We start from the raw sequence: 25,933 nt of genomic DNA on the forward strand, positions 1-25,933 counted from the left end.
TTTGAAATTAAGTGTTCTTTTTAAATAACTTAATTGTTTCTTTTATATTAATAATCCTTGTTTTTTAAAAAAATAACACCGCGTTATGTTGCGATGTTATTTAAAAATTATTTAGCATTCTTCATTTGTCTCATTACTTGTTTAATTTGAGCTTCAGACGCTTTACGTCCCATTTGTTGGAACATAATTCTAATTTGTTGTTCAGTAATTGGTGGGTTTTCCTTTAATTCTTTTGTAAATTTCTTTTTAGTAAAGAATATTCCCCCAATAAATCCAGCAATTGCTGCAATGATTGGTAATACTACACAAATAGCAATTCCTCAACCTGGCATTATTTTCCTCCTCTTCCTAATTTCTTAATTAAGATGTATATAATAAATGGAATAATTAAGATTACTAATATGCTGATAAAGAAAACTTTCGCTCATGTTCAATGACTTTTTGATTTCATTTCTTGCATTTTGTTGTAATCTAAAGCATCATTTCCAAAAAACGCTTGAATGTCGACCATTCTTTTTTTTCTAATAATAGTGTTTATTATAAACAATAATAAAACCATTCCCATTATACCACAAAGGATATAAACTACTAAATTAGGGTTGGGGAAAGATTTATGAATTCATGTTTTTCAATCTAATTCGCCCCATTTTTGATTTTGCAATGCTCATAATATAATAGTAAATAAACCAACATAGAATAATATTGCAACAGTTAATCAAGTTCTTCTCACTTGTTTTAATAGTAGTTTTTGATACAATAGTCCAATAAATGGTGGGGTAGTAGATATACCGCTTTTGATTGATTCACGGTAATTAGCTACACTTCTTTTAACACCAATAATATCAATTAAATCAAAGGTAAAAGTAATTATTGCAACAGCACCAACTAAAATCGGTAAGATAAATCAAGTTCAGGGAGCTTTTTCAATTTCGTTTTGAAACCATTGTGGTTTAAATCCAATTATTAAAGCAGTAATAGTTGCAGTTAAGATAAAGATTAATTCAATGCATAACATGAAAGCTTTAATTTTTCTTTCTAGATCAAATACTTTATATATTCCGTTGGGAATAACTCCTTGAGGATCTTTTAATTTAATACTTTGAGAAGTTAAAGCTTGGGTTTGCATTGTTTCATAATTAATCATGTTATTAATTTCTGAATTTTGCATTCCATCGCTTTTTACCTTATTTGTTCCAGTAATAATTGGTTTGATATTCATTATTTATCCCCTTTAGATGTATCTGTTTTCAAGATTGCAAGAAAGGCTTCTTGTGGGACTTCAACAGTTCCAATTGATTTCATTCTTTTCTTACCAATTTTTTGTTTTTTCAATAGTTTTTGACGTCTAGTAACGTCTCCACCATATAATTTTGCAGTAACATCTTTACGATATGCTTTAACCGTTTCTCTTGCTATTATTTTACCACCAATAGCAGCTTGTACGGGGATTTCAAAGTTTTGTCTTGGAATAACTTCTTTTAATTTTTCGGTTAAATCACGGCTTTTTGCATATGCACTATCGCGGTGAGTAATCATTGCTAGCGCATCAACTTTTTCACCATTTAATAGAATATCAACTTTAACTAAATCACTTTCTTTTAAACCGATAAAATCATATTCAAATGAAGCGTAACCTTTTGAGTATGATTTCATTAAATCGAAGAAATCAAAGATTGTTTCGTTTAAAGGAAGATCGTATATTAATTTACGACGATAATTATCTAGGTATTCAATATCAATATATTGACCGCGTTTTTGTTGACACAATTCCATTATTGCACCAATGTATTCATCAGTTAGAAATATTGAAGCTCTAATATGGGGCTCTTCAATGGTTTTAACTAAACTACGATCAGGAAATAAAGAAGGGTTAGTAATGTATTGAACATCACCATTGGTTAATGTGATAACAAATTCAACAGATGGAGCAGTTGCAATGATATCTAAATTAAATTCTCTTTCCAGTCTTTCTTGTAAAACATCCATATGCAGTAATCCAAGAAAACCAATTCTAAAACCAAATCCTAAAGCTTTTGAAGTTTCTGGTTCTCAAACGATTGATGAATCAGATAGTGAAATTTTTTCCAATGCATCTTTTAGGTCATTATAATCACGAGTATCCACTGGATAGAATCCTGTATAAACCACAGGTTTTAATTTTTTATAACCGGGTAATGGATACATTACTGGATTATTTACAAGAGTAATGGTATCACCAACAGCAACATCCTTTACATCACGAATTGATGCTGCAATTCAACCAACCTCACCTGCTTGTAATGAATCACGTTTTTCTTCAGTAGGATGTTTAACACCAAGTTCTGTAACAAAATATTTCTTTTTAGTTTGCATAAATAGAATTTCATCACCAACTTTGACTTCACCATTGAAAACTCTTGTTAAAACAACAACACCACGATAGTTATCAAAATAACTATCAAAAATTAAAGCTTCTAGTGGTTTAGTTGTATCTGCTTCTTTTGGGGCAGGGATTTTTTTAATAATTGCATCAACAACTTTATCAATGTTTAAACCTGTTTTTGCTGATATTTCAATTGCCTCACTTGCATCAATTCCAATGATATCTTCAATTTCTTTTTTAACGCGTTCAGGATCAGCGCTAGGAAGGTCGCATTTGTTAATAATTGGAATTATTTCAAGGTTGTGTTCCATTGCTAAATATACGTTAGCAAGAGTTTGCGCTTGAATTCCTTGAGTTGCATCAACTAATAATAATGCCCCTTCACAGGCTGCTAAACTACGTGATACTTCATATGTAAAATCGACATGTCCCGGAGTATCAATTAAGTGGAATAAATAATCTTGATATTGAATTTGGATTGCATTTAATTTAATTGTTATTCCACGTTCTTGTTCTAAATCCATTGTGTCAAGAATTTGAGGACGAGCTTCACGTTTTGAAATTGTGTTAGTGAATTCTAAAATACGATCAGCAAGGGTACTTTTACCGTGATCGATGTGAGCTATAATTGCAAAATTTCTTATCTTTGAATTAGTCATATTTAAAAAATTATATTTAATTTATTCAAAAAACTAAATAAAATTAGTGATTTTATAGCTAAAAAAATGTCAAAAAATGCCATTAGTTTTTAATTTAAAAATAGAATAGTCTAAATTGTGGTAAAATAAGCACATACATTTTATGTATTTTGTCCATCAAACAAATAAATAATTGATCAAACATTATTGTGGATTCGACTACTAGTGTCAAATATGATGTGTGTCGTTCGAAGCAATAAGAAGTAAAACAAAACAAAAATTAAGGAAATAAAAAAATGTCAGAAAAAGAAATTAAAAACAAAGAAGTTGAAGCTAAAGTTTCAACCGAACAAGAAATCATTTCAAGAGACAAATTATTAGAAGCTGGTACATACTTTGGTCACAGAGTTAGCCAATGAAACCCAAAAATGAAAAAATACATTTGAGGTAAAAGAATGGGAATTCACATTCTAGATATCGCTGCAACTCAAAGATCATTAGAATACTCATACAAGCTATTAAATAAAATGGCTCAAAAACAAGTTTCATTCATTTGAGTAGGAACAAAAAAACAAGCTAAAAAAGCAATTGAAGAAGCTGCTCACAGAACAAATTCAGTATATGTTTCAGAACGTTGATTAGGTGGAACATTAACTAACTCACAAACAATTTTCAGATCAGTAAGAGAACTAGACAGATTAGAAGAACTACAAAAAAATGGTTATGTAGGTTACACTAAAAAAGAAGGTCTATTATTTGACAAGAAAATTGCTAAATTACAAAAGAACTTAGGTGGAATTAGATCTCTAGCAGATAAAGCTGTTGCACCACAAGTTATGATCTCTGCTTCTCCAATGGAAGATGAAATCGCTTTAAGAGAAGCTAAGAAAAAAGGTATCAAAATTATTGGTATTCAAGATTCAAACTCAGATCCAGATTTAGTAGATATTATCATTCCAGCAAATGATGATTCAGTTAAATCAATTACATTAATTACAACAATTCTAGCTGACGCAATTTGTGCAGCTAAAGGTGAAAAACAATTATTCGCATACAAACCAAATGATGAAATTGTTTTACCAGAAGAACCTAAAAAAGAAAAACCACAATCACCAAAATATAACAAAGAAACATCAGAAAACAATTAATTAAAATTCAAGGAGTATCACATGGCTATTGATTTAAATAAAGTTAGAGAATTAAGAGAAAGAACAAACTCAGGATTCCTAGATTGTAAAAACGCTTTAGAAGAAAACAACAACGATATTGAAGCATCAATTAAATGATTACAAGAAAAAGGAATTATTAAAGCTGCTAAAAAATCTTCAAGAATTGCAGCTGAAGGTGTTACAAGATCATTCATTAGTGGAAATACTGCTGTTTTATTTGAGTTAAACTCAGAAACAGACTTCGTTGCTAAAAACGCTTTATTCCAAGAATTTGCTGATAAAGTACAAGAAAAATTAGTTGCATCATCATTTTCATCAATTGAAGAAATTAATGCATTAAAAATTGGTGATTTAACCATTGAAGAACATTGTGCAGATTTAACTGCTAAAATTGGTGAAAAAATTGCTTTAAGAAGAGTTGAAAAATATGTCGCATCAGAAGATGAAGTTGTTGCTGGTTATACACACGCAAACAACAGAATTGCAGTTATTTTAAAAGCTAAAGGTTCAAACGCTGAAGCTTTAAGACAATTAGCAATGCACGTTGCAGCTTTAAACCCTGCTCATTTATTTGAAACATGTTTATCAGCAGAAGAATTAAAAGAAATTCACGAAACAATTGATGCATCACCTGCTTTAGCTAACAAACCAGATAAAATTAAAGAATCAATTAAATCAGGTATGTTAAGAAAAGAATTCAACGAAAGAGGAGTTCTACTATACCAAAACTTTGTTATGGATGAATCAATTACTGTTGCTAAATTCCTAGAAAATTCTCATTTAGAATTACTTGATGCAAAACGTTATGAATTAGGTGAAGGTATTGAAAAGAAAACAGTTGACTTCGCAGCTGAAGTTGCTGAACAAATGAACCAAAAATAATTTTAAAAATTAGTCCATTTTAAATTAATGGGCTAATTTTATTTCATAAAAATTCATTGTTTTGAGCAATATTATTTCAATATAACTATAATAGTAATTATGAAAAAAGCAAACAATAAAAAACGTTTTATATTTTGACAAGTCATTTGATTTATTATCTTGACGACATTTGTTGGTTTTGGTGGTGGCAATGCAATAATGCCAGTTATTAAAAAACAAGCCGTTGATAAAAGGCAATGATTAACAGAAGAGGAATTTGACCATGTTGTAATTATTACTAATATGTTACCTGGTGCTTCTGTTATTGAAGCATTGAGTTATATTGCGATAAAACTATTAGGTTTTTGAAAAGGAATGATTGCGACAATAATAGCAATATTACCACATTGTTTATTAGCTTTTGGATTACTTTTATTAACAAAATATATTCCCAAGGAATATCTATATGTTATTGCTTTAGGAATTTTAGTTACAATTATTGGATTGTTAATTAATTTTGCAATTAGGTATTTAAAAAAGAGTTTTAAACCATTAGGTTTTACTTTGTGATTCAGTTTATTTTTAATTACTTTACTATTTAGTTTATTTATTCCAACTCCATATAATATGCCAGTATTTATTATGCTAAGCATTATTGCGATTTTCTTCATTGTTGTTTCCATTAAGAAAAAACATAAGAAAAGAATGGAATTAGAACAACAGATATATAAACAAGAGAATGTTAATGAAAATACAAATAGTGGTGATAAACATGATTAGTGCATTGCTTTTATCAATCCCGTTATTGATTTTTATTTCATTGGCTATATTCGGTGGAGGACAAGTGTTTATGCCTGTTTTCCAATGAATGTGAAAATTGCTAGATAGTTTATTTCAATGTGGTATAAACCAAGAATTAATTGACAATATATTTTCCGTTTCAAATGCTACACCTGGTGTTATTTCAACTAAATTTGGATTAATCACTGGTTTTATTGTTGCAAAAGGTGAGTGGTGAGGTTATATAGCGATGTTTTTAACATTTCTTGTCTTTGTAATTCCACCAATTATTGTTATGCATTTTAGTATGAAAAAAGTTAATAAAATTCAAAACAATGTTGTTTTAAAGAGATTGTTTATGATTATGAATCCGGTTGTTGCCGGAATAATTGCAGCATTAGTTTTTCAGTTAATATTATCAACAATGTTTCCTTATATTATGTTTAATGAATCAGCTAAACAATATATGGGAATTATTGAAAAAGAAAATAGTTCAAAGGTTGCTTTCTTTAGTGGTTGAAGAGCAATTGCATTATATGTTTGAGTTCCATTAGGAATCACATTTAGTTCAATAGCAAGTTGAAAGAAAGTACCAATTTGAGCAATTATAATTATTAATTTACAATTAACATTTTTAGTTTTCCAACCATGAATAAAATAGTCAATCTTTTGTGTTGACTATTTTTTCTTTGTTAATTCATACATTGCTATTCCAGAAGCAACAGATACATTCAATGATTGAACTAAACCAAATTGTTCAATGTATATTACTTCATCGGCATGTTTAATTAAGGTATTTGAAACGCCAGATTCTTCATTACCAACAATTAAACAGGTTGGTTTAGCAAATGAAATTTGATGTAGTTTTTTAGCTTGATTGTTTAGTGCTGTTGCATAAATTCAAAAACCATTTTTCTTTAAATAATCAATTGCTTCAAATAAACTTGCGATTTTAATAATTTTGACATTATTGAATCCACCTGATGACGTTTTTAGTACAGTAGGTGTAACTTCACAAGCACGATTTTTAGGAATAATAATATGGTTAATTCCAAAGACATTAGCTGAACGAATGATTGCTCCGAAGTTTTGCGGATCTTGAATATGATCAAGAATTAAAACGTTTTCGGGTTTATCTTTCAATATAACACCAATATCATGATATTGGTAGTCTTCAATTTCAGCAATGTACCCTTGATGATTACCTTTAACTAAATTATTTAATTCAAAATATGATAGATATTTAATTTTAGGGAAATTGATTTTTTTATCTTGAAGATTGTTTTGTATATATAAAGTTTTAATAGGAAAATTGTTTTTAATAGCATCTAGAACTGAATTTTTACCAAAAATATATTGTTTCATTAGATTAATTTTCTTTCTTGTAATTGTGCTCTTAGTTCATCACTTAATTCATAATTTTTATCAGCTACTGCTTGTTTTCATTGCTTATATGTTTCAATATCGTTTTTAGATACATATTGATCTAAAAAAGCAAAACCTAAGTTTCTTAAAATATAGAAAAATGTATTTAGATTGTTTTCATCTTTAGTTAAAGTAAAGATTTCTTTATAAGCATTTGCAAATTCTAGATTAGCAACTAATTGCATAATTGTTTTAACAACATCTAAATCAACAGTGAATTGTTTTTCTTCTAATTGATATTTGTTTCATAAATTCTTAAATTTATTAACTAATTTTTGGTTTGTATCAAATAATTGATCAGTGATATTAATTGGTTTTGCATAGTTAGTAGTTAGAATCATTAATTTGTATGTTTCTGGGTCATATTTTTCTAAAAATGTGTGTGGAAAAATTAGGTTACCAATTGATTTAGACATTTTTTGGTCTTTGTAATTAATTGTTCCAAAATGTAATCAACCTTTAGAAATTGGAGCATTGTGTAGTGCGTAATGTTGAATGTTTTCATTTTCATGGTGAGGGAAAATTAAATCTAAACCACCACCGTGGTAATCTAATGTTTCACCATTGAAATATTTGTTAATAAAACAGCTACATTCTGTATGTCAACCAGGTCTTCCTAAACCAAATGGACTATTGTATTTAACACCTTCATTTGTATCTTTTCATAAAGCGAAATCAGAAGGATTTTTTTTATCAAACTTATCGTTGTCGTAATTTAGGTTATCTAATTTTTGACCACTAATTGAACCATATACGTTTTTATATTTTTCTACGTCAAAGAAAACATTGACACCCTTTTGATAAGCGGCTCCTTTGTCAATTAATGCTTGAATGTATTCATACATTTCATTTAAAGAATCAGTTACTCTAACAGCTTTTGTTGGCAGTTCTAGATTGAATTGTTTAAAGATATCTCAATAATATTGTTCATAAAATGAAGCAATTTCTTTTTCTGTTTTATTTTCCTCAATGGCTCTTTTAATAATTTTGTCATCAATATCAGTGATGTTGTGCAAGTAATACACATTTTCACCTAAATATCTTTGTGCTCTAATCATTAAATCAAAAGTCACAGTTGGACGAATATTGCCAATGTGAGGATAGTTATAAACAGTTGGGCCACATAAATAATATTTTTTCATATGGTTTATATTATATATGTTTAACTGCTATCTGAATTTATTTTTTTTAGTTATAATTATAACTATGAACACAACCAAAGATATTATTATTGCTTCACTAGAAGAAGCGTTAAAAAAATTAAACATCAATAAAGCAGTTATTTTAACCGAATCTAAAAACTATGGTGATTATTCAACCAATTTACCTTTAACTTTACAAAAAGATTTAGGTAAAAAAGCAATGGAAATTGCAAATGATTTAGTTAAAAATATTGATTTAAAAAAATATACTGCAATTAGTGAAATTCAAGTTGCTGAACCAGGTTTTATCAACTTCTGAGTTTCAGATTCTGTTTTAGTTGATACAGTAAACTCAATCATCGCCCAAGGTGAACACTATGGCGAAGTATTACAAAAGGATAAAGGAGCAGTTAATATTGAGTTCGTCTCAGCTAACCCAACAGGATTTTTACACATTGGACATGCAAGAAATGCTGCAATTGGAGCAACATTATGCAATGTTATGGAAAAAGCTGGACACCGGGTTGTGCGTGAATATTTAGTAAATGATTACGGAAATCAAATGCATAATCTAGCCATTTCAATTTTTGCTAGATATCAACAAATTTTCAATCCATCATATGAAATGCCAGAAGATGCATATCGTGGTGGAGATGTTATTCATTTTGCTAAAGCATTTTATGAAAAATATAATGATCAATACAAAAATGTAGAATTCACTAAAGAAATAGAAGTTTTATTTAAAGAATTCGGACGTGAAATTGCATTAGAAAATATTAAAAAAGATTTAAAAAGCTTCGGTGTATGAATGGATTTATATTCATCAGAAAAAGAAGCATATGAAAAAAATGAAGTATGACCATACATTCATAAATTGAAAACCACATACAAAAAAGACGGAGCTGTTTGATTAGCAACCACAACAGGTGGCAAAGATGACAAAGATAGAGTTATTATTAAATCAAACGGTGATTCAACATATCTATGTGCAGATATTGCTTACCACGCAAAGAAATTTGAAGCATTAGGCGATAAAGAAAAAGGAAAAATCATTGATATTTGAGGAGCTGACCACTCGGGTTATGTAGAACGTGTGAAGTTCTCATTTGAAGATTTAGGATACAGAAGAGATCAAATTGAAATGATTTTATTCCAATTGTTAAGAATTGTTAAAGATGGTGTTGAAATTAAAATGTCTAAACGTTTAGGTACATCATTTACTTTAAGAGAATTACTTGAATTAGTTGGAAAAGATGCGGTTAGATATTTCTTAATTGACAGATCATACAATTCAAAGATTGACTTTGATGTTAAGAAAGTAACTGAAGCAAATGAAACAAACCCAATGTTTATCATTAAATATGCACATGCTCGTTGTGCACAAATGTTAGATAAAGCTGGATATTCTTCAGTAAAGGCAAAATCATTAGATGATGAATATGCACAAAAACTTGTTAATGAATTAAAAGAATATCCTGAATTAATTCAAACAATGGCTAAAACATACAAAGTAAATCTACTACCTCAATATCTTTTAAAACTAGCTGGAACGTTTAATTCATTCTATTCAAATGTTAAGGTTTTAGGAACAGAACATGAAGAAAGTTATATAGCTTTAGTCAAGGCAACAAAAATAGTTTTAGCAAACGGAATGAATTTAATGGATTTAGATATTCCTGAAAAAATGTAATGTAAAAATGGAGCATTGAATGCTCCTTTTATATTGCAATATTTAAGTTATTCTTTATTTGAAACAGATGTATTTTCTTGATTGCTTTTTTCTGGTGTAGGAATAATAACATCTCTGTTTTCTTTCATAATGAATGCTAATCCAATAATTCCAAAAATAGGCATTGTTATGCAACCAATAAATGTTACTAATTTTGCAGTCATATTTGTAGTTAGGAATGCAGCTAATCCAGCGAAAACATAGAAAAGAATTAAACATGCAATACCGAGACTACCCAATAATACCATAAAGGTTATAGCACCCATTCCTATGGGTGCGGGATTTTTATGTGTTGAAGACACAAAAGCAGCACCGATTCTAAAAATTATTGGTATTAAAATTACATTTGACAAAAGGATTAACAAGAAAATAATTGCTAATTTAGCATAAAATTTAGATTTTGAAGTTTTAGATTTTGTTTTATTCATATATTCATTTTCCTTAAATGTATGTTTATATATGTTCAGTGTTATAAACAATATTTGATATTTATTAATACAATACTCAATTAAGTACAATGTACCCAAAATTTAAGTCTAACAAAAAAAAAAAAAAACAGATTTGGTCTTTTTTCTTCTGTTTTTACAAACAAAATTTAGTTTTAGTTAAAAAAATATTGAGTATGACTCAATACTTCGTAAAAATTATTTCATTAATTTTTTAATTTCTTCAACTTTATTTAGTTTTTCTCAAGGAAGATCTAAATCTTTTCTTCCAAAATGACCGAATGATGCAGTTGGAAGGTATGATACATTTTTTAAATCTAATGTATTAATAATTCCTTCAACACTTAGATTGAATAATTTATTGATAATTTCTACAATTTCTTTTTCACTATATTTAGATGTTCCAAAAGTATCGATATAAATTGATTGAGGTTTAGGTAATCCAATTGCATAAGATAATTGAATTTCAAAACGTTCAGCAATTCCAGCTGCAACCATATTTTTAGCTATATATCTAGCCATATATGCTGCTGATCTGTCAATTTTTGTGGCATCTTTACCACTGAATGCACCTCCACCATGGTGAGCAAATCCACCATAGGTGTCAACGATAATTTTACGTCCTGTTAAACCGGTATCACCAACTGGACCACCGATGACAAATCTACCAGTTGGATTAATTAATAATTCATAATCTAGGTTAAAATTATGAGCTATTAAAACGTAATCGATAATTTGCTCTTTAATATATTTTTTAAATTTGTCTTCATTAAAATCAGCACTATGTTGAATTGACATCAAAACTTTAGCAACACGATATTCATTTGTTTCATCATCGTATTCCATAGTTACTTGAGATTTCATATCTGATTTAGCATCTTTAAATAATTTCTTACGTCTTAGATATTCAGCTCTTTTAACTAATTCATGTGATAAAACAATTGATCAAGGCATGTAGTAATCATTTTCGTTGGTTGCATAACCGAATAATATTCCTTGATCACCAGCTCCTAATTCTTTATCATCAGTTTTATCAACTCCCATTGCAATATCGGGACTTTGTGGAAATATTCCATTGATGATATTGAAATCTGTTTCTGTATAACCTAATGGTTTTAAAACTTTTCATGCTTCTTTGATTGTATCTACATAAGCTGTTGTAGTGATTTGACCGCCGATGTAAATAACGTTATTGTTTGCAAGTACATCACATGCGACTCTTGCATTTTTATCTTTTTTTAATACAGCATCTAATACTGCATCTGAAATTTGGTCACACATTTTATCGGGATGACCAGCGCCAACGCTTTCACTTGTTAAAAATCTTTTCATAAAATAAAAACCTTTCTTCAGAGAGTAGAAAGGCGAATTAATAATAACCTTACATGTTAGAAATTAATCCCTCACTGTCCACCTTGCTAATAGTAGGTTGGCATGCTTCAACGCCGTTAGGCTCAGCAACTCTCTATGTAATTTAGTAAAAAAATTATATCTAAATAATCTTAAAAATATAATTTTTAAGTGTTTTTTATTTCACTTATAACATTTATTTGAATTAATAAAGTAAAATACTATATGGAGATATAAAAATGCAAATACAAAATCCAATTATGAACAATTCATCATTTGATAATTTAGTGATTCTACCTTTTGATTGTGGTGGAAACCTAATTAACAAATTAAGAAAAAAATTAATTAATAATATCATTGAATTAGACAGATATTTAAATATTTTAGAAACAGAATTTAAACTAAAGTTTGAAAATATTGAATTTATCAAAACCTTTAGTTGAAGCAATAAAGACAATCATCTTAATTATGCAGTTGATAAAAATGCATTGTTTAAAAATTCAGTAGCACATGTGAAATTTCAAGAAAACCTATATTTTGCAATTTTGACAAATGGTGTTGGTTTATTTATTTTTCACGATAAAAACAACCAATTTATCAAAGAACTATCACACAACGATCCAATATATGTCAAAAGTCATGTCGCAAAAGCAAATGCAATTAAAACATTGCTTGAAAACATTGATGATGACAAAGGTTTGTATGTAAAAGAAAGAGAAATTATTCAAAAAGTAAGAGATATTTGTTGAAAAACATACTATATTGCATTCAATCCGGAAAAAGAATTATTACCACGTAGTAAAGCAACTCATATTGTATATGATAAAAAAGGTTTTTCATTCATTAATCATATTGTTTTTACTAACGAATTTGCAACCAATCTTGAACTAAAGTATATTCAAAATTGTCATGAAACTAAAATGAATGAATTAAGCACTTCCAAAACCTTTTTAAAGAAAATCATTGAAGTTTACAATGAATTTACAAATGGTTCTAACAACGAAAAAACAGATTTGTTTATCGGAAACAATGCTTATTATTACAATGATCAACAATTAATTATTAAAAGTAAAGAAAGAAATATTAATCTAGAAACAATCTTTTCAACTGGTGAATTATATTATGCAATTGCTGCGCAAGTCATTGCTTTATCTGAATTATTTATTGTTAAAAACGTATATCAAAATATTTCAAAAGAAGCTAATATCTCATTAAAAAGACAAAAAAATATTGAAACTACAATTGAATACTTTAGATCTTCATTAGATAATTCAGTTTCAATTGAAACCAATAATATATATAAAAAATTATTACAAAAAGCTATTGATAATCTTGATTTAAAACAATACTATAACTCATTGTTGGTTGAAGTGTCTTCAATTAAAAGAATTACAAAAACGTCTGTTTCAAAACAAGATAAATTAGCAAATGTTTATATTAGTATTTCATTATCTGTATTAATTGCGATTTCGTTTTCATTATTTATATACCAAATTATTCAAAATAAAATTAATGCAACAACTGATTGATGAACAATTCCATTATTATTGTTTATCTCAATTTTAGGAATCATAGCACTGATTGTATTTATTTTCAAACATAAACGTTAATATTTTTAGAAATTTTATTTATATAAGGAAAAATATGTCAAATTATTGTAAAGTATCATCATTTGAGGATTTACTCAAATGTGATGATAATTATTTAGAAAAAAAAGAAAAAACCCCACGTCATTTATTTGACATTGGACAAATTACTACTATTCAAGCTTTTAAATATGACGGGACATTATATCGTCAATATGAAGGTGTCAAAATCATTGCTAATTTAGATGATTTTGTAGTTTTATTATTAATGAAAACAAAGGTTGCTGAACGCACAATTAACTGAGTTGTTTCAGAACCAATTTTGTTTTTCTTTGCGAAAAACAAATTCTACAATGCATCTATAACATTAAATAAAAAGAAAGACAACTATATTTATATTAATTTAGCTAGCCCATTTTATATTGATAATTCAATTATTAAATATATTGATTTTGATATTGATGTTAAAAGTTATTTAGATAAAGAGTTTAACGTCGTTGATTGACCTGATTTTAAAAACTCGATTGTACAATATAATTATCCCCTTGAATTAATTTATCGTATGTATGAGGAATTAGATTTCTTATTTGAACAACATAAAACTAAAAATGGTGTATTTTCAAAGAAATTAGTTGATGGTTTAGTAAAGATGTTAGTTGAGTCAGGAGATATTTAAAATGCCCCAAAAATTTATTTTTAAACATTATCAACCATTAACTGATTTGGTGAAATATATTTTATCTAAAACAAACATTGAAGCATTGTTGTTAAATGGTGAACTAGGAGCCGGTAAAACTACTTTAACAGCGGCTATTGCTAAGGAATTAGGTGAAACTAAAACCATTATTTCACCTACATTTAATACAATATTAGTTTATGATAAATTAGTTCATATCGACGCATATAAACTAGTAGGTGATTTATTTGCTTACGAAGATTATTTCGAAGATAAACTAGTCGTAATTGAATGAGCAAACAATATTAAACATAATTTTAGACATTACATAGAAATTAATGTGTATTTCGATGAACAACAAAATCATGTTTTCGAAATTGTTAAGGAGTGTTAATATGGAATTATTTATTGAAACTTCACTTTCTTCATTATTTCTATCAGTTGCTAAAAATAAGAAAATCCTTGATTATATTGAAATTAAAAATTTGGTTAAAAAAACAGATGTTATTATTCAAGAAATTAATAAATTATTAAACAGAAATAATCTTACTTTACAAGATATTAAGGTAATTAAAACCACAATTGGACCGGGTAGTTTTTCAGGTGCGAGAATTGGTTTTTTATGAGGAAGAACGATTGCACAATTAAGTCATATTAAATTGTATATCTGTGAAACATATGCTTTATTACATTGTCAAAATAAATTATTAAAAAAGAATATATCAACTATTAGAATTAAAGCAAATAAATATAGTTCATACGAAATTAATTTTAAAAAGAATAATGTTTTATCTTCATCTATAGTAGAAAATGTTGAACAAAATGATGAATTAGATTATGACTTTTTTGTTCAAAATTATGATAAATTCAATAAATGTTTTAGATTGGTTGAATCATTTTTAGACATTGAACTATGTTATATGCATGAACCGCAAATAGGAGGTATTCAATAATGACAATTTTCGCGATTGAATCATCTCATGATGATACCTCTTTTGCTTTATTAAAAGATAATCAACCAATTTGAATGAAGACGATTACCCAAACTGAAATTCATAAACAATATGGTGGAACAGTTCCCGAAATTGCTTCAAGATTACATGTAAAAAATATAGGTATTTTAGTTGAAGAATTAAAAAAAGAAATTAATGTTGAAGAAATTAATTTAATTGCTTATACCAAAGAACCCGGCTTAATTGGTTCTTTACATGTTGGTTATATTGTTGCAAATGCAATGGCAATGATTTTAAATAAACCTATAATGCCATTAAACCATCTAGAAGGTCATTTCTATTCAGCATATATCGGTAAAGAAGTTGAATATCCAGCGCTTGGTTTGCTTGTATCGGGTGGCCATTCACAATTGATGTTGTATCACAATAAAGATTCATATGAATTACTGGGTGAAACTCAAGATGACGCAGTTGGTGAAGTCTATGATAAAGTTGCAAGAAAATTAAATATTGATTTTCCAGGTGGGCCTGTTATTGATAAGATATGACAGAAATATAAAGATATATATCAAGAATCATATACCTTACCTAAAACAGAAAATGAATTGAATTTCTCTTTTAGTGGTATTAAAACACACATTATTAATTTAATTAATAATGATATTAATCGTAGAATTGATGTCAATGTAGAAAAATATGCAACTGAATTTCAAAATACAATTGTTAAATATTTAAAACATCACATGGAATTAGTAATTGAACGATTTAAACCAAAATCTATTTGTTTAATCGGTGGTGTTTCTGCAAATTCAGCAATTCGAGATATGTTTTTAAAATTGTTTAATAATGTATATCTACCGGATATGAAATATACAACAGACAATGCAATGATGATCGCTCGTCTTGCATATGAAAAAATTAAAAAATAGTTTAGAAGAATAAACCTAAACTATTTTTTAATTTCTACTTGTTTATTTGATTTTAATTTTAAAAATAATAAAGTATATATTGTAATTAATGAAACAGAAAATATAACAGTAAAAATAATAAATAATGAAATCGTTGCAATTAAATGTTGTGAAGAAATACTTATTAAAACAATTGCAACAATTATACTTAATAAAGATATGAAAAATATAATTGAACCACTAATTTTGATGTTTTTTCTTGGTATTTTATCGATTTTATATACAGATCAAATGAAAATACAATTTAATAGTGAAACAATTAAATATAATCCAAAATCTCTAAAGAAATATAGCGAATGGAATCCTTGATTTCTGATATATGAAGGTATTTCATTTACAATGTGATTATCATTTGTCGTTAAACTCTTGCCATTAAAATAAGTGAAATATAAAGGTAAAATTATAATTAAGATCATTAATAATGAAAGATGAGAAAAAATGATAAGCGAAGTTTTAATTTCTTCATATTACTCCCCCTTTTTAATATTACTAAAAATTAAATGTTTGTTTTATTAACAAATTATGTTTTTTAAATGTTATTAATAATTAATTTGGATTTAGAATATTTGTTCTTTGCATAATGTCTTCATAAATAATTAATTAATACTATCACACTTAAAATAAAGAAAGATATTCATAAATATGGTGCTATATCATCGATGTCTTTTACTCTATTTAAGATCATATGGCTACCCAATAATGATGATGAATAGATACCATATGAAATAAAATTTCTAGCAATTTTTTCTACTTCAAACATAAAATAAGTTATTAAATCTAATTTAATAGAAGGAAGAATGAAATTGCGATAGATTTTCAATTTAGTTCAACCTTGTTTTGATAAACTTTCTATTTTTGGATCGGAAATTGAATTAATTGTTTCTTCTAAATTTCTTGTCGTTGAAGAACTTCCATGGATTGCGAATACAAAGATAAATATTGTAGCTGGGTTATTGAATAATGGATATATAAATATAAAGAGAATCAATATAGGTGTTGTTCTTAAAATCAAGTTTCATAATTTAGTTGTAAATACTGTGTATTTTTTATTCAATTTTGTATTAACGAAAAATAGATTTATTCATATTAATATATAAATGAGAACAATTGTTAAACTAACTAAACCAACGAATTCAAAAAGTATTCAAAATAAGTTATTTTCTTTAATATTTGAGAATGAAATTATTGATCAATTTGGACTGAATAATTGTTTTATATATTCTTGTTGAGTTCCGATATAAATTTTTTGATTTACTAGTTCATTAATACCAAGAGATAACAGAGAAACCATAAGAATAAATAACGTTACATATATTGATATTTTGATAGATTTTTGTTTATGATATTGTTTTCCATTTTTAACTGTAATTGTTTTAAATAAGTAATTATTTATTAGAAATTGAAAAATTTCAATTAGAAACAAGAATGTTATTAAGACAAACAGTGGAATCATTAATTCAGCATAATATTTACTGTTTAATATTGGGGTGTTTAATAGTGTTCCAATTCCTAAGAAACCAAATTGAGATAATATTGCGGATCATCTTAAATTAGATTCAAAAGAATAAATTGCTGTGTTGATAATTTTAAATTTAATCTGAGGTCAAATTTCACTTATAAAAGCACTATATTTAGATTTTTTAATTGATATAAAATGAAAAAATGTATTGTAATTAGCATTTTCGTATATTTGAACAAAATATTCATGTAATCATAGTCATGAAAATCAAGTTGTTATTAAAAATAGACCTAAATTTTTATCAAAAGAATTAAGAAAGAAATAGATAAAAAATATTTCAGGAAATAATCTAAGAAAAATTATTATTACTTTCAAAATTCATACTAAATATTTATTGTTGATATATCTATTTGAGAAAAAAGCGGTAAAGAATGCTAATATACACCCGCAAAATGTTCCAATAAATAAAATTTTTATTGAATAAAATAGAAATTTAATTGATAAAGATCATAAATTTAGATTATTAAAATATAAACTATGCGATCTGGGTTGAAAAAAGAATTTTAAATTTGTTATAAATAAACTTCATCCGTTTGGTGCGAATTGAAAATTCATTAAAGCAAGAAAAAGAATTATTAATATAACGGTTAATAAATAAGCAACGATTTTAAAAGGTTTTTTAATAGGACCTTTTATTTTTGTATTTGAATTGCTATAGGTTTCTTTCCAAAGACTCTTAACATGCTGGATTTTAGATTCTCTTATATCCATTAAAACCTACTCTTGGACCATAATTGTCATAACCTGCTTGTTTTACATTAATAATACAATCTTGAAGAAGTTTAATTTCTTTATCATTCATTTTCTTTGTATTTAAAACGAATTTATTGTAATAAATTTTGTCAGTAACTGCAAGCAGTTTTAATTCAGTATTTGCTATTTTTGGGCGGAAATAATCTCTTTTTTGAATGCTTCCATCATTTAATTTTTTGTAATTATGAGTATATGCAAAAGAACCTAATTCATCAAATACAATATGATAATTCATATTAGGTCCTTCGCTTAATTCTTTTGCATTACCAACTTTGTATTTATCAGAACGTCTAATTTTATCAAAAGCAAAAGATTTAAATTCATTACCCGTTTTATTAAAATGTTTAACAAATAATTTCTCTTGTTCTAGATATTTAGAAGCACTAGATTCTTTTCCTGTTTGAATACCGTAATTGATAAATTGATCATAATCTTTATTATCTCAAGCTTCTTTAAGCTTACCTAATGTTTCAGGATTTCCTCAAATTCAAATTGCACCTCTATAGAAATCACTTAATCCTTCATTGTCGTAAAAGAAATTATATTTATTTCCATCTCATTGATATTCACTGTCATTTCATTCAACAAAGGGTTTTGCATTAAAAAGAGATTCAGTGGTATTGATGATTTCTTTATCTGTCATTCCTTCTTTATCAAACTTAAATGCTGTTGTTTGCGTTTGCATAAAAGGTTTAATAGTTTGTTTTTCAATCTCTGGTAGATCGTCATATAAAGCAGAAGTTACGATAGCTAAATCAGCACTACCTTTTCTAATTGAAGCAAGTAAATCAATATTTTCTGCATTAAAAGAAATATTGAATTTAATATCTTGCATATCATCTGTTTTTAATTTGTTGTATTCCTCTTCAATTTTGTTGAAAAAAGAAATATCGTTATCGCCATATCATGGTTGAATAACAGCAAAATTAAGCACTTTATGTTCTTTTGTATCGTTGCATGCAATTGTTAATGGTGTAATTGATACCATTGGTGAAATAATTGAAAATAATTTAAAAAACTTCATAAAAAAATTCCTCCTAATGTCTTAGAAGGAATGCAAAAATAAGAGAAACTCACTACGCTAGTATTAACTAGATCAGCTAATGAGGGTATATCTCAGCATATTATGCACCCCTGTTCTATGTTTAAAATTATAACCAATCAGTAATAAAATATTATTATTTTATATAATTAAATAAATAGGAGAAGCATGTATCAACCAGGAGATATCATTAAAGCAAAAGTATTTAGAGTTTGAAAGAATTATGTTATTTTAACAACGAAAAATGGGGAAAGATGTTATTTAAATATTAATGAAGCAAGCGACTATTATGTTAATTCTTTAAATATGATGTTTAAAATCGGAGATATTAAAGAAGTTATTATTTTAGAAACCATTTTAAGTGGTGGATATAATGTTTCATTTAAACGCATTCATCCTAAAGAATTAAGAAACCCCTTTGATTTTAAAATGGATGATTCAAACACTAATTTTGAACAATTACTTGAATTTACAAATAAAGGTTTAAGATATGGCAAATAATCCTAGAATAACTGTAAATATTTCAAACGCTATTAAAGAAACTTCATTGGAGAAATATGCTCCAATTGTATCTGATATTCATAATAGAATCATGACTAAAACAATTGAAGGTCATGAATTTTTTGGTTTTTTAAATCCATTACGTAATGTTTTTAAAATGGATGTAGATAAAATTAAACTACATGCCAAACGTTTAATTGACGAAGAAATTAATGTCTTGCTAGTAATTGCCGGAAAACATATTGCATTACAAGCTGAAGCTTTAATTAATTTATCATTACCTAAATTAAAAGACTCAAAATCAAAACCACTAGAAATTATTTTTGTAGATGATTATCTAGAAGGAAGAGATTTAGCAATGTTAATTGATTATCTTTCAACGAAATCATTTGCAATTAATGTTATTTCTCAAAATAGCGAAAATCTGGAATCAATTATTTTATTTAGAGAATTTAGATATCTTTTAGAACGTGAAATTGGTAAGAAAAATGCCGCCAAATATATCTTTGTTACAACAAATAACAACTATGGTTATTTATTTGAAGAAACTAGAGAAAATGATTTTGAACATTTTATATTACTTGATAATACCACAGAAAAATTTATGTCATATTCAGCTGCAATATTATTTCCATTAGCTTGTTCTAAGATCAATATTGATAAGGTATTAGAAGGTGCTGTTAATGCAAGTGAAATATATGGCAATGATGATCTTTTAAAAAACGATGCATATCGTTATGCTTTAACTAAATATATCTTTTACAAAAACGGTTATAAAATAGAAAATTTAAACGTATTTAGTAAAAGTGATTATAAGCTAGGTGAATTATTCAAAATGTATGCATCTGAAACATGTATTAAACAAAATAAAGGAATTCTACCACTGTTATCACAACAACCTTCAGATACAAAATGTTATGGTCAAGCTTTAACCGAAACTGAATTTAAATTATTTGATACAGTCATTCAAATTCAAAGACCACAATATGATTATGCAGTTATGCATTATCAAAACCATCATGATAATATTGTTAAAAACATTACAAAATTGTCATATAACAAAATTAATAATGTATTAATTGATACATTTATTGAAAACCACAAGACAATTTATAAAATCCCTCATATTAAAATAGAAATTGCTAATGATAATGATGAAACTTTTGGTTGAATCTTATGTTTTTTACATTATAATTTTTTAATGTCAGCTTACTTAATGGGAAATAATCCATTTATTAGTAATGCACAAAATAGTTTTAATATAAATTTCAAAAAAAATATCAAAGATATTTAAAACGAAATGGAGATAATTAAATGAAAAAAATCGGAATAGTAGGTGTGGGGGCAGTTGGTAGCTCATATCTATATGCATCATTAAACAAGAACATTGAAGCAGAATATGTTTTAATTGATGCATTTGAAACATATGCCGTTGCACAAGCTAAAGACCTAAACGATGCTGTATCATCAATGTTATGTAGTGGATGTCATTTTAAATCAGGTAAATACGCTGATTTACACGATGCTGATATTGTTGTTATTACTGCATCAGTAAAACCAAAAGAAGGAAAACTTCAAGACCGTTTAGAATTGTTAAGCGATAACGCTGTTTTAATGAAAGATATTGCCTTAAATTTAAAAAATGTTGGATTTAAGGGAATTACAATTATTGCTTCAAACCCAGTTGATATTATGTCATGTATTTTCCAACAAGTATCAGGTTTTGACGCAGAAAAAGTTATTAGTTCAGGAACAATCCTTGAAACTGCTAGAATGAAGAAATTTATTTCTTCTCAATTAGGTATTAAAGCATCATCTGTTAATGGCTATATCATTGGTGAACATGGTGCAAGATGTATGGTTCCATTTGAACACATTAGAGTTGGTATGTCACCATTGTATGATTTTGTTAAAGAAGGTAAACTTTCAAACGAATGATTAGCGACTTTAACTCAACAAATCAGAAATGAAGCTTTTGAAATTATTTCAGGTAAAGGAATTACAAACTTTGGGATTGGTGAATCATTAGCTGAAATTGCATATGCAATCATTAATAATACCGAAACAATTTTTGCCCTAGGAGTTCAACTACCTGATACATATAAAGCAAAAGGTGTATATTTTGGATTACCAGTTATTCTAGGTGAAAAAGGATATAAACATTTACCGAAAATAACACTTTCAAATGAAGAACAAAAACAATTTGATGAATATTCTTTAGAAATCAAAGAAACAGTTTTACAAGTTCTTGATAAAATTGATGTTAAACCACACGGATTAATTAAATAAATTAATCAATTAAATTTGTTCAATCTAGATAGAAATATCTAGATTTTTTATTATTTAAGGTTTTGTAATTTTACTGTTCAAGTATTTTTAATTTATAATTTTGAATATGAGCTTTAAAATAATTGAAATTAAAAATGTTACTGCTTCTTATGCAACCGAAGAACAACCTATTTTAAGTGATTTAAATTTGGATATTAATTCGGGTGAAATGGTTGCAATTATTGGTAAATCAGGAGCAGGAAAAACATCCTTTTTTAATTTATTATTAAATCAATTAAAAATTAAACAAGGTGAATTATTTTTATTTAATAAAAATATTGTAAATATTAAAAAGAGAGAATATAAAAAAATATTGAAAAACGTTGGTTTTTTAACTCAGGAAGCAAATTTAATCCCTTTATTAAATGTTTTTGAAAACATATCACATGCATTTTCGCATTACAAAACTAAATTACATGCATGATTCAATTGACTGACAGCCGATCAAAAAATTGAGATCATGAATACCCTTGAATCACTAAATTTATTTAGCAAAACATATACACAAGTATCGCAGTTAAGTGGCGGAGAGAAACAAAGAGTTGAAATAGCGAAATTAATTCTGCAGAAAGCAAGTTTAATATTAGCTGATGAACCAACTGCAAATTTAGATATTGAAAATTCAAAAGAAGTTATAAATCTTTTAAAAGATATTAAAAAGAAATATCAAACCACAATTTTAGTTAATATTCATGATTTAAGTTTAATTAAAAACAATTTCGATCGTGTATTTTTCGTTAAAAATCAAACCATTAAAGAAGTTAGTGATTTAGAAAATTTAGATCTTTTATTTAACTAAATAAAAAAATTTATATTTGGTATATGTGCTAAAATTTAAAACATAATTTGAAAGAAAGGAGTGTGAAATTAATGTTAAATAACAAAAAGAATAAAAAAATTATTGAAGAAAAACAATTAGAAATTAAAAATCGTTTAATTGAAGCTTCAATGAGTAATTTAACTGATTTATATCAAAAATATAACAGCAGTTTTAATGGAATTAAAGACGAAGAAATTATTAAAGACAATCAAGATAATTATGGAAAAAATGTTATTTCTAAAAAAGGAGCAGATAACGTTTTTAAGAGATTGTTTAGATCATTCTTTAACCCATTTAACATTATTTTATTCATTTTATCAATGATTTCAATGGTAGTAGATGTCATTTTACCATTGCCAGCTGATAAAAACTATATTACAATGATCATTATTCTTTCAATGATTATTATAAGTAGTTTTATTCATTTTCATCAAGAACAGAAATCAGCTTCCTCTGCACATAAATTGATTGAAATTATTGAAACCACTTCTTTAATTGAAAGAAATGGTGTATTAAAAGAAATCCCATTAGATGAAATTGTTGTCGGGGATATAGTCCATCTAGCAGCGGGGGATATAATTCCTGCCGATGTTAGAATTATTCAAGCAAAAGACTTATTCGTTTCACAATCTTCATTAACAGGTGAAAGTGAACCGATTGAAAAATTCGCTAATATTAAAGAAAAAACGGATTATGATAACGTCACTGATCGCCATAATTTAGCATTTATGGGCTCTAATATTATTTCAGGTTCAGCTAAAGCAATAGTTGTTGTTGTTGGAAATGATACATATATTGGTCAAGTTGCTTCAAAAGTTAATGAAAAACAAGTAACAACATCTTTTGAAAAAGGCGTAAGAAAAATTTCAATTATGTTAACAATTATTATGGCAATTATAATTCCAATTGTTTTCGTAATTGTAGGATTAACTAACAAAGATATTGATAAAAGTCCATGAATCAATGCTTTATTATTTGGTATTTCAATTGCAGTAGGTTTAACTCCGGAAATGCTTCCAATGATAATTACGTCTTGTTTATCAAAAGGCGCAATTAAAATGGGTAAACAAAAAACCATTGTTAAAAACATTAATTCAATTCAAAATTTTGGTGCCATGGACATCTTATGTACCGATAAAACCGGAACATTAACACGTGATGAAGTTATTCTTGAACGTCATTTAGATGTTTTGGGTAAAGAAGATACATACGTTTTAAAATATGCCTTTCTAAATTCATATTATCAAACAGGTTTAAAGAATCTATTAGATAAGTCAATTATTAATCGTACGCTAGAATTAGCAGACGATATTAAAGAATTAGATAACCTAGAATTACATTTTGAAAAGATTGACGAAGTACCTTTTGATTTTAATCGCAAGAGAATGTCAGTGCTTGTTAGATCGCTTAAAAATAATCGTATTAAGATGATTACAAAAGGTGCAGTTGAAGAAATCATTTCTGTATGTAGCACAATTTATCTAGATGGAAAAGTTGTTCCATTAGATAAAAAAATGATTAAGAAAGTTTTAAATAAAGTTGAAGAATTCAGTGAAGAAGGAATGAGAGTTATTGCCATTGCTTCTAAAAACGATGCAGCTCCTGTAGGACAATTCTCCGTTGCCGATGAACGTGATATGACATTAATTGGTTACCTAACTTTCTTAGATCCACCAAAAGATTCCGCAAGAGATGCGATTGAAAAATTGCATAGTTATGGTGTTGAAGTTAAAATTCTAACCGGTGATAACCCATTAGTAACTAAGGCGGTTTGTGCGCAAGTTGGAATCCCATATGAAAAGATTCTTTTAGGTAAAGACATTATGAATATGAGCGATGCCGATTTAGCAATTGAAGTAGAAAATACTCAAATCTTTGCTAAATTAAGTCCTGATCAAAAAGCAAGAATTATTAATATTTTAAGAAAAAATGGCCACGTAGTTGGTTATATGGGGGATGGAATTAATGATGCTCCCGCAATGAAAGTGGCAGACGTTTCTATATCAGTTGATACAGCAGTTGATATAGCTAAAGAAACGGCGAATATTATTCTATTGGAAAAAGATTTAAACGTATTAGCGACAGGAATTGTTGAAGGTAGAAAAACACATGCCAATATTAATAAGTATGTAAAAATGACTGTTGCTTCAAACTTTGGAAATGTTATTTCAGTTGTACTTGCTGCATTACTTCTTCCTTTCTTACCAATGATGCCAGTACAAATTATTTTCTTAAATTTAATCTACGATTTATGTTGCGGAACACTTCCATGAGATAACGTTGATAGCGAATTTATTAAAAAACCTCGTAAATGAGAACATAAATCAATATTTAGGTTTATGTTCTGATTCGGACCAATTTCATCGATTGTTGATATATTAACGTTTGTTATTTTATTCTACGTTATGATTCCACAACAATTTAATGGTCAATCATTTTCACAATTAACCAATCCTGCCGATATTCTACATTTCAAACAAATGTTCTGAACAGGTTGATTAGTTGCATCAATGTTTACACAATCATTAATTATTCATTTCATAAGAACAAATAAAATTCCTTTTATTCAATCAAATGCTTCAACTGCTGTTATTATTTCAACTTTATTAGGAACAGCAATAGTTACTGCATCAGCTTATATTCCTAAAGTTAATAGTTGATTATCATTAACTCCGTTGCCAGCAATTTATTTTGCTTGACTGTTGTTATTTTTGGGAATATATATTATTCTTACAATGATTACAAAATTGATTTATAAGAAGATTTATAAAGAATTTTTATAATAAATTTATTTCGTTTAACGTGTAAAGTTAAGCGAAATTTTTTATATTTATATTGAAATTTAATTGAATGAACAATAAAAAATCCAAAAAATGACATTTAAA

At 27.1% G+C, this 25,933-nt stretch carries 25 protein-coding genes and 1 riboswitch; of the genes, 15 read left to right on the forward strand and 10 right to left on the reverse strand.

Translation table 4 applies throughout. The features are described from left to right. Positions 1 to 107: 107 nt before the first annotated feature. Genes EXC28_RS00495 through lepA form a run of 3 tightly spaced genes read right to left on the reverse strand, consistent with a single transcriptional unit; the run spans position 108 to position 3,021 of the window. Positions 108 to 332: a YneF family protein gene (locus tag EXC28_RS00495; protein ID WP_029330158.1), complete on the reverse strand. Its 225-nt coding sequence runs from the start codon at positions 330 to 332 to the stop codon at positions 108 to 110. Next, positions 332 to 1,219: an MSC_0882 family membrane protein gene (locus EXC28_RS05310; RefSeq protein ID WP_029330157.1), complete on the reverse strand. Its 888-nt coding sequence runs from the start codon at positions 1,217 to 1,219 to the stop codon at positions 332 to 334. Before EXC28_RS05310 ends, EXC28_RS00495 begins: the two co-directional genes overlap by 1 nt. Further along, a complete protein-coding gene (gene lepA, locus EXC28_RS00505; RefSeq protein WP_029330155.1) occupies positions 1,219 to 3,021 on the reverse strand; it encodes a translation elongation factor 4 in 1,803 nt (600 codons plus the stop codon). Before lepA ends, EXC28_RS05310 begins: the two co-directional genes overlap by 1 nt. 275 nt (positions 3,022 to 3,296) lie before the next feature. Here lepA and rpsB point away from each other — a divergent pair, with 275 nt between their 5' ends. The 4 genes from rpsB to EXC28_RS05320 all read left to right on the forward strand — a co-directional run bounded on the left by rpsB (position 3,297) and on the right by EXC28_RS05320 (position 6,471). Next, positions 3,297 to 4,148, forward strand: a complete 852-nt coding sequence (gene rpsB / locus EXC28_RS00510) for a 30S ribosomal protein S2 (protein WP_029330153.1) — start codon at positions 3,297 to 3,299, stop codon at positions 4,146 to 4,148. A 21-nt stretch (positions 4,149 to 4,169) separates the two neighbouring features. Continuing rightward, on the forward strand, positions 4,170 to 5,051 hold the full coding sequence (tsf, locus tag EXC28_RS00515) for a translation elongation factor Ts (protein ID WP_029330152.1): 882 nt from the start codon (positions 4,170 to 4,172) through the stop codon (positions 5,049 to 5,051). A gap of 99 nt (positions 5,052 to 5,150) precedes the next feature. After that, the gene (locus EXC28_RS05315; protein WP_051622559.1) at positions 5,151 to 5,810 is read left to right on the forward strand and encodes a chromate transporter; all 660 of its coding nucleotides are present in this window, start codon (positions 5,151 to 5,153) and stop codon (positions 5,808 to 5,810) included. Beyond that, positions 5,803 to 6,471 (forward strand): chromate transporter, encoded by a 669-nt coding sequence (locus EXC28_RS05320; protein WP_029330148.1) that lies wholly within the window; start codon positions 5,803 to 5,805, stop codon positions 6,469 to 6,471. Before EXC28_RS05315 ends, EXC28_RS05320 begins: the two co-directional genes overlap by 8 nt. Before the next feature lie 17 nt (positions 6,472 to 6,488). On the opposite strand, the gene rlmB is transcribed toward EXC28_RS05320, so the two are convergent. Then, the gene (rlmB, locus tag EXC28_RS00530) at positions 6,489 to 7,175 is read right to left on the reverse strand and encodes a 23S rRNA (guanosine(2251)-2'-O)-methyltransferase RlmB (RefSeq protein WP_029330146.1); all 687 of its coding nucleotides are present in this window, start codon (positions 7,173 to 7,175) and stop codon (positions 6,489 to 6,491) included. Continuing rightward, positions 7,175 to 8,377: a class I tRNA ligase family protein gene (locus EXC28_RS00535; RefSeq protein ID WP_029330145.1), complete on the reverse strand. Its 1,203-nt coding sequence runs from the start codon at positions 8,375 to 8,377 to the stop codon at positions 7,175 to 7,177. The genes rlmB and EXC28_RS00535 overlap by 1 nt, the downstream gene beginning before the upstream one ends. Before the next feature lie 64 nt (positions 8,378 to 8,441). On the opposite strand from EXC28_RS00535, the gene argS reads away from it, so the two are divergent. Further along, the gene (gene argS / locus EXC28_RS05325; protein WP_029330144.1) at positions 8,442 to 10,067 is read left to right on the forward strand and encodes an arginine--tRNA ligase; all 1,626 of its coding nucleotides are present in this window, start codon (positions 8,442 to 8,444) and stop codon (positions 10,065 to 10,067) included. A gap of 47 nt (positions 10,068 to 10,114) precedes the next feature. Here argS and EXC28_RS00545 read toward each other — a convergent pair whose 3' ends face one another. Both EXC28_RS00545 and metK read right to left on the reverse strand, forming a co-directional pair. Beyond that, the gene (locus EXC28_RS00545; RefSeq protein WP_029330143.1) at positions 10,115 to 10,534 is read right to left on the reverse strand and encodes a hypothetical protein; all 420 of its coding nucleotides are present in this window, start codon (positions 10,532 to 10,534) and stop codon (positions 10,115 to 10,117) included. 216 nt (positions 10,535 to 10,750) lie between these two features. Further along, positions 10,751 to 11,884, reverse strand: a complete 1,134-nt coding sequence (gene metK / locus EXC28_RS00550) for a methionine adenosyltransferase (RefSeq protein WP_029330142.1) — start codon at positions 11,882 to 11,884, stop codon at positions 10,751 to 10,753. 257 nt (positions 11,885 to 12,141) lie between these two features. Here metK and EXC28_RS05330 point away from each other — a divergent pair, with 257 nt between their 5' ends. Genes EXC28_RS05330 through tsaD form a run of 5 tightly spaced genes read left to right on the forward strand, consistent with a single transcriptional unit; the run spans position 12,142 to position 16,046 of the window. Further along, positions 12,142 to 13,512: a hypothetical protein gene (locus EXC28_RS05330; protein ID WP_029330141.1), complete on the forward strand. Its 1,371-nt coding sequence runs from the start codon at positions 12,142 to 12,144 to the stop codon at positions 13,510 to 13,512. Between the two features lie 34 nt (positions 13,513 to 13,546). Then, a complete protein-coding gene (locus EXC28_RS05335; RefSeq protein ID WP_029330140.1) occupies positions 13,547 to 14,164 on the forward strand; it encodes a DUF402 domain-containing protein in 618 nt (205 codons plus the stop codon). A 1-nt stretch (position 14,165) separates the two neighbouring features. After that, a complete protein-coding gene (gene tsaE / locus EXC28_RS00565; protein WP_029330138.1) occupies positions 14,166 to 14,558 on the forward strand; it encodes a tRNA (adenosine(37)-N6)-threonylcarbamoyltransferase complex ATPase subunit type 1 TsaE in 393 nt (130 codons plus the stop codon). Between the two features lies 1 nt (position 14,559). Then, positions 14,560 to 15,117, forward strand: coding sequence for a hypothetical protein (locus EXC28_RS05340; protein WP_029330137.1), 558 nt, complete (start codon positions 14,560 to 14,562; stop codon positions 15,115 to 15,117). Continuing rightward, the gene (gene tsaD, locus EXC28_RS00575; RefSeq protein ID WP_029330136.1) at positions 15,117 to 16,046 is read left to right on the forward strand and encodes a tRNA (adenosine(37)-N6)-threonylcarbamoyltransferase complex transferase subunit TsaD; all 930 of its coding nucleotides are present in this window, start codon (positions 15,117 to 15,119) and stop codon (positions 16,044 to 16,046) included. The genes EXC28_RS05340 and tsaD overlap by 1 nt, the downstream gene beginning before the upstream one ends. Positions 16,047 to 16,066: 20 nt before the next feature. On the opposite strand, the gene EXC28_RS05345 is transcribed toward tsaD, so the two are convergent. The 3 genes from EXC28_RS05345 to cypl all read right to left on the reverse strand — a co-directional run bounded on the left by EXC28_RS05345 (position 16,067) and on the right by cypl (position 19,381). Further along, a complete protein-coding gene (locus EXC28_RS05345) occupies positions 16,067 to 16,501 on the reverse strand; it encodes a hypothetical protein (RefSeq protein ID WP_029330135.1) in 435 nt (144 codons plus the stop codon). 113 nt (positions 16,502 to 16,614) lie between these two features. Next, positions 16,615 to 18,315, reverse strand: a complete 1,701-nt coding sequence (locus EXC28_RS05350) for a PhnE/PtxC family ABC transporter permease (RefSeq protein WP_051622558.1) — start codon at positions 18,313 to 18,315, stop codon at positions 16,615 to 16,617. Further along, positions 18,296 to 19,381: an ABC transporter thiamine pyrophosphate-binding lipoprotein p37/Cypl gene (gene cypl, locus EXC28_RS00590; RefSeq protein ID WP_029330132.1), complete on the reverse strand. Its 1,086-nt coding sequence runs from the start codon at positions 19,379 to 19,381 to the stop codon at positions 18,296 to 18,298. Before cypl ends, EXC28_RS05350 begins: the two co-directional genes overlap by 20 nt. 32 nt (positions 19,382 to 19,413) lie before the next feature. Beyond that, a riboswitch (TPP riboswitch) is annotated at positions 19,414 to 19,503 on the reverse strand. A 64-nt stretch (positions 19,504 to 19,567) separates the two neighbouring features. Here cypl and EXC28_RS05355 point away from each other — a divergent pair. The 5 genes from EXC28_RS05355 to mgtA all read left to right on the forward strand — a co-directional run bounded on the left by EXC28_RS05355 (position 19,568) and on the right by mgtA (position 25,831). Then, positions 19,568 to 19,900 carry a S1 domain-containing protein gene (locus EXC28_RS05355; protein ID WP_029330130.1) on the forward strand — a complete coding sequence of 111 codons (333 nt, stop codon included), beginning with the start codon at positions 19,568 to 19,570 and terminating at the stop codon, positions 19,898 to 19,900. Then, the gene (locus EXC28_RS00600) at positions 19,890 to 21,194 is read left to right on the forward strand and encodes a glucose-6-phosphate isomerase (RefSeq protein ID WP_051622556.1); all 1,305 of its coding nucleotides are present in this window, start codon (positions 19,890 to 19,892) and stop codon (positions 21,192 to 21,194) included. The genes EXC28_RS05355 and EXC28_RS00600 overlap by 11 nt, the downstream gene beginning before the upstream one ends. 20 nt (positions 21,195 to 21,214) lie before the next feature. After that, positions 21,215 to 22,189 (forward strand): L-lactate dehydrogenase, encoded by a 975-nt coding sequence (locus EXC28_RS00605; protein WP_029330127.1) that lies wholly within the window; start codon positions 21,215 to 21,217, stop codon positions 22,187 to 22,189. A 106-nt stretch (positions 22,190 to 22,295) separates the two neighbouring features. After that, on the forward strand, positions 22,296 to 23,027 hold the full coding sequence (locus EXC28_RS00610) for an ATP-binding cassette domain-containing protein (RefSeq protein ID WP_029330125.1): 732 nt from the start codon (positions 22,296 to 22,298) through the stop codon (positions 23,025 to 23,027). A 71-nt stretch (positions 23,028 to 23,098) separates the two neighbouring features. Then, positions 23,099 to 25,831: a magnesium-translocating P-type ATPase gene (gene mgtA, locus EXC28_RS00615; RefSeq protein WP_029330124.1), complete on the forward strand. Its 2,733-nt coding sequence runs from the start codon at positions 23,099 to 23,101 to the stop codon at positions 25,829 to 25,831. Positions 25,832 to 25,933 lie beyond the last annotated feature (102 nt).

This window comes from Metamycoplasma cloacale (assembly GCF_900660735.1).
GTDB lineage: Bacteria > Bacillota_I > Bacilli_A > Mycoplasmatales > Metamycoplasmataceae > Metamycoplasma > Metamycoplasma cloacale.